Genomic DNA, 13,850 nt, shown 5'->3' with positions numbered 1-13,850 from the left:
GGGCGAAGGGTGTCATATCGGCCTGAATGGTGCAACGGTATACCGGTATGAACGGTATATAAAGGTGCCCCATTCTATTAATGTTTTACTTATGCGAATATAGATTCGCGTGAGTAATGATGTATTTTAGCCGGGGAGGGCGTATGCCTGATGCCCCGGGCGAATCCCCAAGGAGGAAACATGACCAGCAGTAGCGACCGCCAAGGATCTGTGCCGGCTCATGGCCGCAGGACTGGATTGACTTCTTACGTTTCCGCTGACCGGGACGAGTTGCCATCTGTTGCCTATATTCAGGGCCTTAAATCGCTCACCAGCCGGCGGAAAATGGAGGCATGCCTGAATATTGCCTGCTGGATCATGCGTGGCCCGGCCCATGATGCGGCGATTCACCATAGTCAGTTCCAGTGGTCGCAGCTGCGAGCTTCACACATAGATCTGGTCATTGAGTTCTTGCGGCGCACTCCGAAATCATCCACTGCGCATTTTTCACAGCTCGCACCATCCGGTGGCGTTGAATGGCCACAAATAGCCAAGTCACCGGATAAAGTACCGCTTGGGCAGCGGCGTTCTGCAGCAACAATCCGGGCCTACCTTACGGCGCTGAAGGCCGTTGCCGGCGAAGCCTTGGTCAGAGGCATTATTGATCAAGGGCAATATCAGCTAATTCGTAGAGTCAGATATGCCAAGGCCAGGTCTGAGCGGCAAGGTCGGCGTCTGACTCCCGCAGAGGTCAAGGCCTTGTTTATCGCGGCCGATCCTGACGAATCCCTTATTGGCAGGCGCGATGCGGCACTGATCGCGGTTTTGCTGGGCTGTGGGATTCGGAGAGCTGAGCTCTCCTCATTGATGGTTGATAGCTACGACCCGCGATCTTCTACCCTGACCGTAATTGGGAAGGGTGATAAAACTCGGCGGGTATTCCTGGTCAAGGAGTGTGAAGTGAGGCTGCAAGAGTGGCTTTCGGCGTACCGCAACGCTGTTATTGGAGATATGAGGTCTTCGCCGTTGTTTCCTCGCATACACAAAAACGGGCTTTTAGGGCTGGAGGCCCTTACTGGTGATGGCGTCTACTACATACTTGGCCGGCGGGCGCGCTCCATAGGCCTCGATGCGTTCTCCCCGCATGACCTTAGGCGTACATTCGCGACTGTGCTTCTTGAGAACGGCAATGACCTGGGGCTCGTTAGGGATGCCATGGGGCACGCGGATGTTAGTACCACTCAGATTTATGATCAGCGCTCCGATGAGAGAATCAAAGAAGCGGTGAGCTCTTTGAAGTTTTCATAGGCAGGAAGGATTTACGTATTTGATATATCATACGGTAAATTGTTCCTATGGGTGATAGCAATGTCTCAGAAGGTGATGGTTTCCGTAATTATCAAGCCGGTCGTTCCTGTCGAGCGCCTGCATGTGTATGACGCCGAGTGCGTACCTGGTCGAGCTGATGTTGTGATCGACGCCAGCGTGGAGAAGACTCGCTGGGCCGATGCTGCACTGGATGCGTTTCACTCAGCTATCCCCATTAAGTCGCTGGACGACTTCGAGCTCTCAGTAGTCTTTGAGGGTGAGGCGCTGGAATGCAGAGATGACCATGAATCGTACTCCCTTGCCGGCCTCGCCGATGTTGTGGATAGCGTTTATGGCTTCGACGACGCCGACAACGCTCCCATGCAAGAGCCAGCGGATGCGTCTCCGCGCTGAGACCGGCCTGAGGCGGTCCCCGCCTTACCAGGCGGGTCGTAATTGACTCTGTCGGCGACTGGTTGCACCGTGGGCGCCACAATGGGATGGGAGCGAAGAACATGCCTTACAAGAACAGGCGAAGCTATTGGATTATGAGTATAAGCGCGATCCGGGCACCTTGCTCCGCCGCGGATCGGGTTTAATCTTGAACGATCGTTTCACATTTTCAGTCCATTCGCAGTAGACTGGCGTCCCGTAAAATATATATCATAGGGGAATGAAGAAAGTTCCCTACCTCAATGTCATGGCAGATATTTGCCTAAAGGCTACTCGGCAATTCCAAAGCAATCCGCTGCGGGAATACTGTGACTTTAGCCTTTCAAATATCGGAGCAAGGCCTGACCCCAACCAGCCTCCAGCTGTTCTGGCCTTTTGCCAAGAGCTGGATGCTGTCTACGGGCGGTCGCTCCGGCAGTCTGAGCCCTTTAGCGATATTCTCGGGCCTTTGTATGAAGAGCTCGCCAGTAGAGGGTATAAATCACAGATGGGGCAATTCTTTACCCCCTCTCATGTGTGTGACGTCATGGCCATGATAAACTTGAGCGATCTCATGGCTGCCATTTCATCTGGCGATATTTCAAAAGGGCCTGTCCGCGTCCTCGACCCCGCGGTTGGAGCGGGCGGGCTGCTTTTAGGTGCTGCACGACTCGTTTTTAACTCACGGCCTCTCGCGCTAGAGCGTCTTTCCCTCACCGGGATAGATCTCGATCACCTCTGCGCAAGACTCGCCGCAGTTCAGTTGATGTCTGGGGTAAATTCATGTGGTATTCCTCTCGCTGAAATCGATATTAGAATCGGCGACTCGCTGCGTAGATCCACGGTGCAGCGATTTGTCTATGCAACCAAGGAGATAGATTCTTCGCCAGGAGCGGCCTTGTCTCCTCTCCCAGTCGATGCGCCCTCCTTCGGCTAAAGTGTTGCCGGCGTAGAATGGGGCCCTCCACTGCGTGGTCTGGGTCGGGTCTTCGCGATACCTCTACTAATTATGAATGGAGTCACAAATGACCAAGAGTATTGTTAAAGTTTCGGCTCATAAAGCAGCGCTAACGTTTTCCTGTGTTATGGCTCTCAGCTCAATTGTTTTTTTGGTGCCTATGAGCTTGCTGTTTCTAAATGCTCCTATGCATGATGCAAACGGCAATCCAGTAAACCCTGCCCCTTTTTGGATTATGCTGGTGGTCATGCCCATTATATATCTCATCATGGGTTACATCATGACGATTATTGGCGCGTGGATTTACAATTTCGTATCGAGGTTTACCGGGGGCATCCAGTTTGAATTGATCGACAATCCCGATTCATAACAAGGGTGCCGGTCATGTCCGCCAAGCATTCCGAGCAAATGCGCATTTTGGCGCGCAACCCGCGGGCACAGATGCTCTTTCAAGCGACTGGCCGTTTCCCAGACGTAGAGCAACCCCAGTCCCCTCTAATTGACCTGTTAGAACGCATTGGCCCGAGGGGGCGGCGATTGATTATTGGGGTTACTTTGTCCCCTGCCCTGGGCTATCAATGTGGCCAGTTATTTCCAACGGCAGAAGCTCTTTATAAATGGCTCAAGCCATCCGAGTGGGTCGATCCATCTCGATATGTGGCCAAGTCATTTAAGCTCGCTGGATTTAGCCGAAGGTTAGAAACCAGCGATTTGCTGGCAGTGGCAGCGACGTATCCTGAATCTCTTCTGCCGCGGGAGAAGCGCGCCGATCCTGATGAGCCAGGCCCGGCGCCTGGCTAATATTTTGGCTTTATTTATGGGGCAAAGACAGGCGGAGCGTCATCTTCGCAGTCGTTATCATCGTCATGAACCCGGCTCTTCTTAGCAATTTCAGCCAGAATCCTGCCGGCCCGCACTCTCAATTCGTTTACCTGGTCGTTAGTAAGTCGGCTAATATCAAACGCGTAAAGAGCCATTCCGGCCAGTTTCATTGATGTTGATTCCGGGCACACATGCGTCCGCTGCGCCCATCGATACGCATCTTCATTGTCTAGTGGTAAAAAGGCGATGTCAGCATCTTCGCCGTCCAGGCCAGCAAGGCTATCGACCTCGATTCGAAGCAGCGCGTCAGGTTGTCCATGCTCACCCTTCAGCGCCATAGTATCCATTAGTGGCGGTAGTCCGGCTAAAGCGCCAGTGGCTGCAATGGTGTTGCCGTTACGCCATACGCCAACATCGTACACCGGTTGCAGCAATGGGGAGTCCGTAAGTTCATCGCTGTACATTGCGATGTCGACGTCGTCTTTAGTGCCGCTGACAGGCATTCGCGCGACCTTGATTGGGGCATCTTCCACATCTGTTACCCCGCGGCCTTCCAGGCGGTAGAACTCGACGAGATCTTTGTGCCTGATAACTGCCGATCCTAATCGTTTCATCGCACTCACCTTAATGCACCATTGGACCGCTTTCTGGTTCAGAGGGGTGGTCGCGCCCAGGAAGGCTATGAAATTGCGCCGCGTACTCCGGCGCCATTTTGCCTTCATCAATATTGCCCTCTGGATCTGGGATAATCACACGTAAGAGTCGGTTTTGATGCTCGTCGGCATCTTCCACAAGCAACAGCGGCACTCCGCCTTTGAGTAAGCCATTTAGTACCCCAGGCTTAAGTGGCCCTGTTTTTTTTGCGTGGTCTACGACGATGTGGAATATTGTTGCGGCCATTTCTGGACGCACCGGTAGTACGATCCGGAGCTCAGTTGCACCTAAAATTGCCTCAACACCATGGGTATGGATGTCCGCCTCATTGAGATCTTCGTTGGATGTCCAGTGAATCAGAAATCCTTCTTCAGCGAGCATATCAAACTCTTTGGAGCCCTCCGGGAACTCGGTAAGCATCCCTTCTGCCTGGGCGGCCAATAGTTTTTTGGTATATTTCCCCATGTCACACCCCCAGGGCCAGCGCTGGCGCTGGCGCTTGGTCGTTTGCGTCCTCAGCGCTGCTCGCACTGGCGATAACTCGAGAAAGCTCCTGAAGAGCGATCTTTGGCATAGGGCGGCATTGATCATGAGCTTCATCCAGCAGATCGCCGTTGGCTCCAGCCAATATGGCGGATGCAGCAGAGATTTGAGCGAGAGCTGCGATCTCTGGCGCGGGGCCATTGAACTGCAGCAGCTGCACTTCAATGCGGCGGCCCCGGCTGTCCGCTCCCTCCCACAGCATTGCCCCGTCCTGGGCATGGAAGTTCCATGACTGTGCAACGGGGAAGGATGTTTTAGCTAGGCTGCCTGCGGCCAGCCCGGCACCCTGAAGCAGGCCTTCTTCGGATGCCGAAAACTCGGTAATGAGGGTATGGCGGTTGATTTTGAGCGCACGGGCATAGGCCAGCGCATCGCTGAACGTGATCATAGCAATTCTCTAACGGCGGGCTTAAACCCTTATATGAAGTACAATATACGGGAACTAGATGCTGTGTCAAAGGTGGGGGTAAGTAGATAGTATGTCGGATACATACTGGCCTGCAGACGAATAAACTGCAGGGTTGAGCGAGGCAAGGGGCGAATATCTTTTTCGGCGTCCGACGCACTGCCAGCAAAGTTCGCCAAATCGGCCAAACCCCGCTTCAGCGACCACAATAGGGCTATTTCTTCTTTCTTCTGTTCCGAGTTGCCTGGTCGGAGGTGTCGTCGAGAAGAATTGATGTGATCCTTTGATGTAAGTCGAACAGAAAGGCCACTCTTTCCCCCTCTCCGGACCACGAGCTTTTTCCGCCACTCGCCACGTAGCATGCATCAACAGCCTTGTCTAAAGACTGATGGGCTTTCGCCAAAGCCAGTGGCATGCTTAGCGGGTCGTAAAGATCTGCGAGCGTTGATTCTGGAAATTTCGCTCTGGTATCTAAAACGCCCTGCGCAGCTATTTCAACTGCGCTCCTATGCTTCTCTGTTGAATCAACAGGCCATGGAAAATTGTTGTAGACGGTTCCAACTGAATACCTGTAGTCGCTCTTCATTCTTCCGCAGACTGACCGAGTCCATGCCATGTGCATCGTTGATGTCATGATGCCAAAGTCAAACAGCGTCGCATTAGGCAATATCTTAACAAGATTGCTTGAAAGTATATGGGGGCCTATAAAGCCAATTGGGATGAATCTCCTGCGCTCTGACGACACTTCCGGTATTAGCAGATACTTGTCTTGCGGGATATTTTCGACATGGAATCTGGTTGGTGTGTCGGCGAGTCGTCTTGTAGGGGCACTGACGCTTGCCATTCTGTATTTTCTTACGTCCTCCACTTTCTTCATGCACTGCGGCAATTTACGAAGCTCATCCGGAGGGCAATCGCCAAGCCATAAACACCATCTTTCTATCCCGTTAATAAATTCCCTTGATCCAAGCCATGGCCGGAACCACTTCTTCGCTCCGGGTTCATTCTTAATGAATTCATTCTTTTCTTCTTTTGTAAAAAGATAATGCCCGCCATCAATTGGCTTGTTCCCTATTCCCATCTGTGTCACATCGCAGATGGGCTTTGACCTATTGGAAAGAAGAACGTCCGGCGCGTCTACAAGGTATGGATTGATGTTCTTTGCGGCCGCTTCAACCGGTTCACTATCAACACTGGAATAGTCAAACAGTCTTTTTCGTTCTTTCTTGTTAGCTCGACTAAACCCTATGATTACACAGTGTACGGCTGCAACTCCCTTCGCTTCATTGCTCCACCGGAATGTCCGGTGTGCAAAATCAATACTTATTCCTTGAGATATCATCCATCCCCAAAGTGGGGCCGCCTGCTCTCCCTGGCAAATGGAATTTGTCGATACGAAAGCACAGCGGGCCCCTCCTTTCATGTATCTTGCAGCTTTCACGTACCACGCTGCAACGAAGTCAAGAACTCCGCCGCCATGGATGCCTTCGAATATCTTGGCTGTCCACGCCCTCTGCTCGGCACTCATGTATTTGGCTCCCACGAATGGGGGGTTTCCAAATAAATAGCTACATTTCGCAGCAGGAAGAACATCACTCCAGTCTATATCCAAGGCATTGCCGTGTGCGATGTTAGCCGACTTAACGAGAGGAATCCTGACGAGCGTCTGCCCGAATGCCTCGCCGACCAGAAGGTTCATTTGGTGATCAATAAGCCACATTGCTACTCTGGCGATCTGAGCTGGCCATTCCTCTATCTCTATTCCATGGAATTGGTCAACGTCAACTTTGACATATTGGCTCGCTGCATCCATTGATAGCTGTTGCATTTCCTTTGCGTATAGTTCCTTGATGACCTCAAGCTCAAGCAATCTTATTTCTCGGTAACTGATGACGAGAAAATTTCCGCAGCCGGCCGCGGGGTCAATAAACTGAAGCTGTCCGAGCTTTTCGTGGAATACCCGAAGTTTTGCTGGCTGTGTCTGGATCTTTTCGAACTCGGAGAGAAGGTCGTCAAGAAATAGTGGCCCTATGACCTTCATGATGTTCTTTTCGCTTGTGTAATGGGCTCCGAGGTTGCGCCGAACGTCGGCATCCATAATACCTTGGAAAAGGGATCCGAATATCGCGGGGCTGATGGCGCCCCAGTCCAGTTCGCAACATGAGAGCAAGGTCTCCCGCATCTTTCTGTCGAAGCTGGCAGTTGGGAGGTGCTCTTCGAAAAGCCGCCCATTAACGTAGGGGAATGTCGCGAGCTGCTCATCCAGGTTCCTGAAGCGCTTCTCCGCTGGCGTGTTAAGCACCTGGAATATCTCGTTCAATCTGGATGCGAGATCGGATCCATCATCTGATGTCCGGATTCTGATGAAATCCTCGAATGAGCTTCGAGGCATGAAGATTCCGGTGTCGTCTGCGAATAGGCAGAACAGGATTCTGACAAGGTACACCTCGAGTTCATGCCCGTCATAGCCTACGTCACGTAGCGCGTCATGCAGCTCTGCCAGGCGCTCTGCTGCCTTTATGTTTACCGGGTCCTGCTCTTTATATTCCCTTGTTTCGTACCCGGCGATGAAACCGAACAGTGACAGGCGATCTGGCAACTCCGCCAGTGGGAACTCAATGTTCTCGCCTGTGTCCAGATTGCGAATCCGGAGCCGGGCAAAATCAGAAACAATAATGTATCTCGGCAATTCCTTGTCAGACAGGCCTGGAAAGTAATCGGTGGCCTGGGTGAAGGCTGAATCCAGATTCTTGCCTCTGGACTTGTGTTCGGCGAGCAGCATGCCTGGCCAGAACAGGTCGATGAAGCCATCCTTCCCGTCTGCCTTCTTAACGTGCTGCTCGAACGCAGCGACTCTCCGGCGAGAAACCCCAAACACACTGAAAAAATCATCCCAGAAGCTCTTTGCCTCCGCGTGCTCCGAGGTTTCCTCGCTCCATTCCCGGACGAAAGTGACGGATCGTGTGCGGATGTCATTCCATGAAAGTGGCATGTTGTTCCTCTGTTATCTATTCTTGTCGTTGCAGCCAGCGCTGCCATTTCTTCGGACGCGAATCGTTACGCCATCAATCAGCGATCTGACCGTGCTTTGTGGCGATCAACATGAGCCCTTGAATGAGATTCTCGATCACAAAATCGTCTGCTTGTGGCCATACGCTCTGAATAGTGGCTGCGAACGCCTCTGGCGGGATCGCGGGGGTATGGCCTGGTAATGCTTTGAGAAATGATGCGCACGCAAGAACGAGCGCCGGCTGCAGCGCTGCTGGAGCCCCGGCAGACTCGATCAAGCCCTCGATGGCGGGCGTGACGTTGAAAGGGAAGGAATCCTCTATCTCCGCAATTCCATCAGGGTATCGAGGTGGGCTCATGGGTATCCTTTCCTGTCAAAACGTTGCGGCGACGGCGGCCATTATCTGTCTGCCGACCATTATAGGGTCAGCGCACCAGTGGAGGAGAAACCGCATCGACCTTTGGACTTTCCCAGTACGGGAGGGTAACCGGTGCCGGCGCCACAGGAGCTGACGGATCCCCACCAATCTCTTGCCAGATAGCCACCGGCAACGGCCTGGCCGGGCTGCCATCAGGCAATACCCACGAGTAGTCCTCTTCGGTTGGGAGCCAGTGGACGCCGACAATTTCGCCGGCGCCGCCATTGGTGCGTTTCCCAAGCCCCGGAATGTAGTGCTGGATAAGTGCGACCGTTTTCTCAGGGTCGCCCACGCCGAAGAATCTGACCTCCTTCGCGTGGATGCCTTGATGGCTGTAAAGGTTGCGTTTGTAGTCGCCGCGCTGCTGGTCGATGAAAACGTATCGCCCTGCCCGCTTTGGGGCAAATGCTGCAGGTGACAGATCGCCTTCGCCGCGCAATCCCATGATTCGGCACACCGGTGAGTATTGCCAGATCCTCGGCAACTGCAGTGACGAGCCTTTGAATATCCCCTTCTCCATGGCCAGCGGGATGTGCTCGATGGTGTCCTTTCCCATCAACCCGGTTTTGTTGAATACCGCGGCAGAGAGCAGCGCATCGAGCGTGACCGGATAACGCATGCTGAAGGGTGTCAGCAGTTCCAGTATCAGCTCGAAGGGAGTGTTGGCGGTCATGCGGCCTCCTGGCGCGGCTGGCGATTGAGCCAGCTCATCAATGTGTATTCTCCCGAATTTGGTTTGAGCCCCGACTGCATCAAGGCGACGCTCAGGCCGGGAGTCTTGGCGAACGCTTTCCGGAGTTTTTCCCGATCGGCCTCGGAAGGCGACGCCTGGTAGCGAGTCATAAGGTGCAGCGTGCTGGCGGCGGTGCGCCAGTCGAAGGGCTCCAGGGCCTGCTTGGCTCGACGGACCACTGTCATGTCGAATGACTGATTCCCGGCAGACTGGCACAGCATGCCGAAGCGCTCATCTTCAGTCATCGTCAGGAATGGCCCGAGGCTCGCCTTGCCGGCGATCGCAACAATATAGGGCGGTCGCGCAGTCAGCAGCCACTCTGCCATGTAGCGCGGGCCGTCGACGGATTCGTCGGGCACAAATGTCAGACCAGGCTGATCAGGCAGGGCAATGGCGCTGACCAGCACCGAATTGCCTGGGGACAGCATGAGGTAAACCGGGCGCCCGGATCCAAGGCGATATTCCTTGATAACCCCGCCAGCGCCGCGCTGCGGCAGGATCGGCCCCAGTGCGGTATCGGGATCATCGTATCCCAAGGGTGTTCCCAGACATTCCATCCACAATTCGACAGCCGGTGACGTTGTCATGATTCCCCTTTGCTTGCGAACACGATATCCGGAGGATACTATCAGGTCTGCATATAGTAAATCCTAAGAGGGAATTATGAAGACTTATGTCCTGGTTGGTGGCCTCACCTCCGTGCAGCCCCTGGCAACCTGTAGCAAGGATCTGATGGACCGCGAGGGGGGCTCTGGAAAGCCATCACCTATCCCGCACACGATGACCGGCTCCGGTACCAGACTTTACTTCCCCGCCACCGGGATCCGGGGCAAGTTACGGCGCTGCGCGCGCGATGCGGTTCGCCAGCACGTCATTGCGGCAACCGGCAATGAAACCCCGTTCTCCCTCGATCAGCACTACTTTCTTACCCTGGGCGGCATCAAGGGCAGCGGGGAGACCAGCAAAGCCTCCGTCGCCCATGAGGCGTACTGGCGCCAGAAAAATCCCCTGCTCTCTGTTTTCGGCGCTGGTGATGCCGGCGAGCTGGGATTTGTTGCCGGCCATCTCTCGGTGGGGAATGCGGTCTGTCGCAACGATGTTGCACCCCAGGTTTTCTCTGGCGCCAGAACTGATGACCTCTACCGGGACAGGTCTCAGGCTGCCTACCTGAGCGACGATGATGTCCAATCCCTGGTGCGTCAAGCGGAAGGTAATCGTGATCAATCGTCGGTGCGGGCGAGTCTTAAACAGCTTGAGACGGCCCGGCGCAAAGCCCGTCGTGAAAAAGACGAGGCACAGGTTGAATCGCTGAGCGTCAAAATCGCAGACGCCGAGAAGGAGCTTGCCGATATCCGGGATGAATCCGGATCCAAGGACGTGTCTGTCGGCATGCCACTGGCCGGCTACAAGGCCATTCCCGAAGGCCAGTATCTGGAACAGCGGATGCACTTGTTGCGCTCTAACGACGTGGAGCTCGGCCTGTTGCTGGCGGCTCTGGACGTATTTGCCCGGGAGCCGCTGCTTGGCGCCCATACATCCAATGGTTGTGGCCTGGTTGCCGGGGAGTGGACGGTGTACGAGGTCACGAACCAGGGTCGCGTTCAGATTGGTGCCGTTCGGTTCGAGCCGTTTGATGCACTGCAGGTCGAAGGCGATGTGTTGAAGGCAGCGCAATCTGCACTCGTTGCAGCCCTCAAGGATGCGGACTTCAGCATCCCGACCACCAAGGCTGCCGCCAATGGTTAATGATGCCCAGCACATCGATGTTTTGATTGTCGAGCGCAGCATCTGCTACGAAATTCACGAGCGACTGCTGTATGCGGTTCACCGGTGCCGTGCGGCCGGTGCATTGCTGGCGGTGACTTGGCCTGAGTACCGACTCGCCCCCAGCTCGCTGGGAATGCGCATGCGGGTTTTCGGTGACGGTGATGCCCTTAAAGCCTTCGCTGATGCTACGTCCCCTCTCTCTCAGGCCGGGCTGGTAACCGTGGGGAATATTGAGCCCACCCCCGCCACCGACGCTCGGATCACGTTTTATAGAGATCGCGCTGCAGAAAAGAATGATGGCTACCTGGCCAGACAAAATCGGCATGAAGCCAAAAATGGTCGCTCGATGCGCAAGCGTGTCACCGCCAGGCCTGCGCCTTTCTATTTGCGGATGCGAAGCCAGTCCACCCGGCAGTCCTACTCGCTTTTCGTTAACGTCGCCGTTGATGACGCCAGCCTACGTGGCGGCGCGAGCTATGGGCTGGGTTATCCATTGCCACGTTTTTAGGAGAGCGCATGCCGCGCCACGCGACCCCGGAGCAGCTAGAGACCCTGATTTTAGAGGACGTTGAGGCCATCCTTGGCCCAGACGGTGTCATCACCCTTGCCGGGCACCCTGAGGGCAAGTCCTTCTCTCACAATCCCGCCCAGTACGAGTATGCGCAATTGGCCGCCCAGGCTTTTTGCCGTGAAGACCCCAGCGGGAGCCGGCGAGCGGCGCTGACCATCCTGCAGGCGGCAACCGGTACCGGAAAATCGATCGGCTATCTGGTGCCGCTGCTATCTTATTCCGCACGCAGTGGCCAGAGAGTGGCGGTCAGCACCTTTACCCGGCATCTCCAGGAGCAGCTGCTGAATGATGTTTCATTGGTTGCGGAATGGATCCGTGAGCGTACTGGCGTGGTGCTTCGAAGTGCTCGCCGGGTTGGCCGCAGCAATTACGTGTCTGCATCCTCTGTCGCACGGCTGGTGGACGCTGCGATGACGGATGGCAACGCCGCGCTGGCGGACTTTCTGGAGAGATTGCTGGACTGGGTTGAGGCCGAGAGCAAAGACGGGCAGAGAATTAACAGTGGGATTCTGGATGATTTCCTGCGTGACACCGGTCTTGAGTCCTTGCCGGCGGGCGTGAGCCATTCAGCAATCGGCTTGTCTCTCTCGCAAGACGACGATGATCTCCAGCAATTCCATCGAGATTTGGTCGCCAGCAAGGATGCAGATGTGTTGATTGTGAACCATACGCTTTCTGTCATGAACAGCTTCCGCTGGGGAGGCCTGCTCGATAGCGACAGGCAGATCGCTGCGATGGTTTTCGATGAGGCTGACCGGTTGCCGACCGCTGCCGACTCCGCGATAGCGGCAGATGTTCCCCTGCATAAAGCGCTATCGATCTGTGAGCGCGCGTCGATTGAGACGGGCAACAAGCGGTACCGAGATGCCATGGTCGGTGTGATGGCAGCGATTGACCGTTTGCGGCCGGACGATCGTGTTCTGGCAATCCCACTGACCGGCAATAGCCCCGAGCTTGCTCGCGTCAGAGAGCAGCTGCAGCACCTTAAAAATGCCATTGGCCGCCGGGCTGCTTCGCTGGCAAAGCAAGAGAATCTTTCCGCTGACGATGCGGTGTTCTGCGATCTGGCCGTTCAGGTTCATGATGTCATTCAGGCGCTTTCCGACACCAACAGTGCTGGGGCGGTGAGTTGGTCACCGGTGCGAGCATTCCCGAGTGTGCGAGTTGGACAGGCGTTTCCGGGGCGCATTCTGGCCAGGATGTGGGCAGTGGTTAACCGCGACTGGGAAGAGGATCCAAGCCCGCCGGGCAGTTACTTCCGATCGGTACTTTTCACCTCGGCGACACTCGGCATTCCTGGGCGCCCAATGCCTGAAGCATTTGACCTCTTCATGCAGGATATCGGCATTCAGTATCGGCCATCCAAGAGCGGTGATTCTCCGCATTTTGTGCAAACCGATCTTTTCCGCACCTTTGAGCCATCTTCGTTCGGGAGCATGAAGTTTGTGCTGGCGGACCCTCGTGTCGAGCCGCCTTTTATCAGGGCGGACGAGGATGACGATGGCCAAGCGGTGCTATCGGATGCGTGGCTAGGTTACGCCGCCAAAATGGTTCGCGCCGCGCAGGCGTCCGGTGGCAGGACTTTGGTCCTTACTACCTCGTTTGTAGAAACAGAGCTACTTGAAGAGCGGCTTCAAGGCGTGGAAGGGGTTCAGTTTCATCGGCGAGGCACAGGCCTGCGTTCGTTTCTGGCTGATTTCAAAAGCAGCAAGAACGGTGTATTGATCACGCCGGCCGGGTGGGAGGGTATCGATCTGCCTGGTGTTCTGAGTCATGTCGTTATTACCAGGCTGCCGAATATCCGGCCTGACAGTATTCGCCTGATGCTTTATCGCATGGCGCTTGAGCGAGCCGGCATGAGCGCTGACATGATTGGTGGCATGGTGATGGGGCGCATTGCAACCGAAACCCGGCGGAGGCTTGCTCAGGGCATTGGACGAGGCATTCGCAGAGCCAGTGACCGGGTAACGATCTGGATAGCCGACCCTCGGTTCCCGTTACCGGAGGAGGTAGCGAACAGCATGGATCCGGTTGTGCTCGAGGCTCCACCCTCTCGTGCACGGCCGGTGTTGGCGTCAGCGATTCCGCTCAGATTCCGAAAGAGAGCGTTCCCGGCGGCGAGGCTTTTCCTTGAAAATGGCACGCTGCACACGCCGATTGTCTAGTTTCATCATGTGGTTACTGAACATCACATCTGTACCCGTCCGCTTTGCGGACGGATCAAAGGCGCGAAAGATGTCTCAAACTCT

The 13,850-nt window shown here is 55.0% G+C and carries 14 protein-coding genes and 1 CRISPR repeat array (1 of these 15 running past the window's edge); of the genes, 7 read left to right on the top strand and 7 right to left on the bottom strand.

All coding sequences use genetic code 11. The features are described from left to right. Positions 1-180 precede the first annotated feature (180 nt). From J1C54_RS08100 to J1C54_RS08085, 4 genes are all read left to right on the top strand, one after another. A complete protein-coding gene (locus J1C54_RS08100; RefSeq protein ID WP_229146292.1) occupies positions 181-1,287 on the top strand; it encodes a tyrosine-type recombinase/integrase in 1,107 nt (368 codons plus the stop codon). A 60-nt stretch (positions 1,288-1,347) separates the two neighbouring features. Further along, positions 1,348-1,701, top strand: coding sequence for a hypothetical protein (locus J1C54_RS08095; protein ID WP_229146291.1), 354 nt, complete (start codon positions 1,348-1,350; stop codon positions 1,699-1,701). A gap of 259 nt (positions 1,702-1,960) precedes the next feature. Continuing rightward, positions 1,961-2,656, top strand: coding sequence for an N-6 DNA methylase (locus J1C54_RS08090; protein ID WP_229146290.1), 696 nt, complete (start codon positions 1,961-1,963; stop codon positions 2,654-2,656). Between the two features lie 88 nt (positions 2,657-2,744). Beyond that, positions 2,745-3,047: a hypothetical protein gene (locus J1C54_RS08085; protein ID WP_229146289.1), complete on the top strand. Its 303-nt coding sequence runs from the start codon at positions 2,745-2,747 to the stop codon at positions 3,045-3,047. Positions 3,048-3,492: 445 nt separating this feature from the next. On the opposite strand, the gene J1C54_RS08080 is transcribed toward J1C54_RS08085, so the two are convergent. The 7 genes from J1C54_RS08080 to J1C54_RS08050 all read right to left on the bottom strand — a co-directional run bounded on the left by J1C54_RS08080 (position 3,493) and on the right by J1C54_RS08050 (position 9,850). Further along, positions 3,493-4,113 (bottom strand): hypothetical protein, encoded by a 621-nt coding sequence (locus J1C54_RS08080; protein WP_229146288.1) that lies wholly within the window; start codon positions 4,111-4,113, stop codon positions 3,493-3,495. A gap of 10 nt (positions 4,114-4,123) precedes the next feature. Further along, positions 4,124-4,618, bottom strand: a complete 495-nt coding sequence (locus J1C54_RS08075) for a hypothetical protein (protein ID WP_229146287.1) — start codon at positions 4,616-4,618, stop codon at positions 4,124-4,126. A 1-nt stretch (position 4,619) separates the two neighbouring features. Next, positions 4,620-5,084, bottom strand: a complete 465-nt coding sequence (locus J1C54_RS08070) for a hypothetical protein (protein WP_229146286.1) — start codon at positions 5,082-5,084, stop codon at positions 4,620-4,622. Between the two features lie 232 nt (positions 5,085-5,316). After that, a complete protein-coding gene (locus tag J1C54_RS08065) occupies positions 5,317-8,094 on the bottom strand; it encodes a DNA methyltransferase (protein WP_229146285.1) in 2,778 nt (925 codons plus the stop codon). A 73-nt stretch (positions 8,095-8,167) separates the two neighbouring features. Beyond that, a complete protein-coding gene (locus J1C54_RS08060; protein WP_229146284.1) occupies positions 8,168-8,470 on the bottom strand; it encodes a hypothetical protein in 303 nt (100 codons plus the stop codon). Between the two features lie 67 nt (positions 8,471-8,537). Then, on the bottom strand, positions 8,538-9,203 hold the full coding sequence (locus J1C54_RS08055; protein WP_229146283.1) for a hypothetical protein: 666 nt from the start codon (positions 9,201-9,203) through the stop codon (positions 8,538-8,540). Further along, complete coding sequence (locus J1C54_RS08050; protein WP_229146282.1) at positions 9,200-9,850, bottom strand: hypothetical protein; 651 nt, start codon at positions 9,848-9,850, stop codon at positions 9,200-9,202. Before J1C54_RS08050 ends, J1C54_RS08055 begins: the two co-directional genes overlap by 4 nt. Before the next feature lie 76 nt (positions 9,851-9,926). Between J1C54_RS08050 and J1C54_RS08045 the strand changes: the two genes are divergently transcribed. Genes J1C54_RS08045 through J1C54_RS08035 form a run of 3 tightly spaced genes read left to right on the top strand, consistent with a single transcriptional unit; the run spans position 9,927 to position 13,766 of the window. Beyond that, complete coding sequence (locus J1C54_RS08045) at positions 9,927-11,009, top strand: hypothetical protein (protein WP_229146281.1); 1,083 nt, start codon at positions 9,927-9,929, stop codon at positions 11,007-11,009. Then, entirely contained in the window at positions 11,002-11,538 is a 537-nt protein-coding gene (locus J1C54_RS08040) for a type I-F CRISPR-associated endoribonuclease Cas6/Csy4 (RefSeq protein WP_229146280.1), read from the top strand. Before J1C54_RS08045 ends, J1C54_RS08040 begins: the two co-directional genes overlap by 8 nt. Before the next feature lie 8 nt (positions 11,539-11,546). Continuing rightward, the gene (locus J1C54_RS08035; protein ID WP_229146279.1) at positions 11,547-13,766 is read left to right on the top strand and encodes an ATP-dependent DNA helicase; all 2,220 of its coding nucleotides are present in this window, start codon (positions 11,547-11,549) and stop codon (positions 13,764-13,766) included. A gap of 26 nt (positions 13,767-13,792) precedes the next feature. Next, a CRISPR array of direct repeats spans positions 13,793-13,850; the repeat unit is 29 nt; unit sequence ACCCGTCCGCTTTGCGGACGGATCAAAGG (it continues 622 nt past the right edge of the window).

Origin of the sequence: Alcanivorax sp. 1008, assembly GCF_020667895.1 — a bacterium.
Classification (GTDB): domain Bacteria; phylum Pseudomonadota; class Gammaproteobacteria; order Pseudomonadales; family Alcanivoracaceae; genus PGZG01.
Note: the sequence above shows the minus strand (reverse complement) of the source record. Positions and strands in the feature narration are given on the sequence as shown.

Coding starts and splice junctions, on each gene's coding strand:
- J1C54_RS08060 (WP_229146284.1), bottom strand. CDS start 8,470: ATGAGCCCACCTCGATACCCTGATGGAATTGCGGAGATAGAGGATTCC.
- J1C54_RS08100 (WP_229146292.1), top strand. CDS start 181: ATGACCAGCAGTAGCGACCGCCAAGGATCTGTGCCGGCTCATGGCCGC.
- J1C54_RS08035 (WP_229146279.1), top strand. CDS start 11,547: ATGCCGCGCCACGCGACCCCGGAGCAGCTAGAGACCCTGATTTTAGAG.
- J1C54_RS08080 (WP_229146288.1), bottom strand. CDS start 4,113: ATGAAACGATTAGGATCGGCAGTTATCAGGCACAAAGATCTCGTCGAG.
- J1C54_RS08065 (WP_229146285.1), bottom strand. CDS start 8,094: ATGCCACTTTCATGGAATGACATCCGCACACGATCCGTCACTTTCGTC.
- J1C54_RS08075 (WP_229146287.1), bottom strand. CDS start 4,618: ATGGGGAAATATACCAAAAAACTATTGGCCGCCCAGGCAGAAGGGATG.
- J1C54_RS08070 (WP_229146286.1), bottom strand. CDS start 5,084: ATGATCACGTTCAGCGATGCGCTGGCCTATGCCCGTGCGCTCAAAATC.
- J1C54_RS08090 (WP_229146290.1), top strand. CDS start 1,961: ATGAAGAAAGTTCCCTACCTCAATGTCATGGCAGATATTTGCCTAAAG.
- J1C54_RS08045 (WP_229146281.1), top strand. CDS start 9,927: ATGAAGACTTATGTCCTGGTTGGTGGCCTCACCTCCGTGCAGCCCCTG.
- J1C54_RS08095 (WP_229146291.1), top strand. CDS start 1,348: ATGTCTCAGAAGGTGATGGTTTCCGTAATTATCAAGCCGGTCGTTCCT.
- J1C54_RS08040 (WP_229146280.1), top strand. CDS start 11,002: ATGGTTAATGATGCCCAGCACATCGATGTTTTGATTGTCGAGCGCAGC.
- J1C54_RS08050 (WP_229146282.1), bottom strand. CDS start 9,850: ATGACAACGTCACCGGCTGTCGAATTGTGGATGGAATGTCTGGGAACA.
- J1C54_RS08085 (WP_229146289.1), top strand. CDS start 2,745: ATGACCAAGAGTATTGTTAAAGTTTCGGCTCATAAAGCAGCGCTAACG.
- J1C54_RS08055 (WP_229146283.1), bottom strand. CDS start 9,203: ATGACCGCCAACACTCCCTTCGAGCTGATACTGGAACTGCTGACACCC.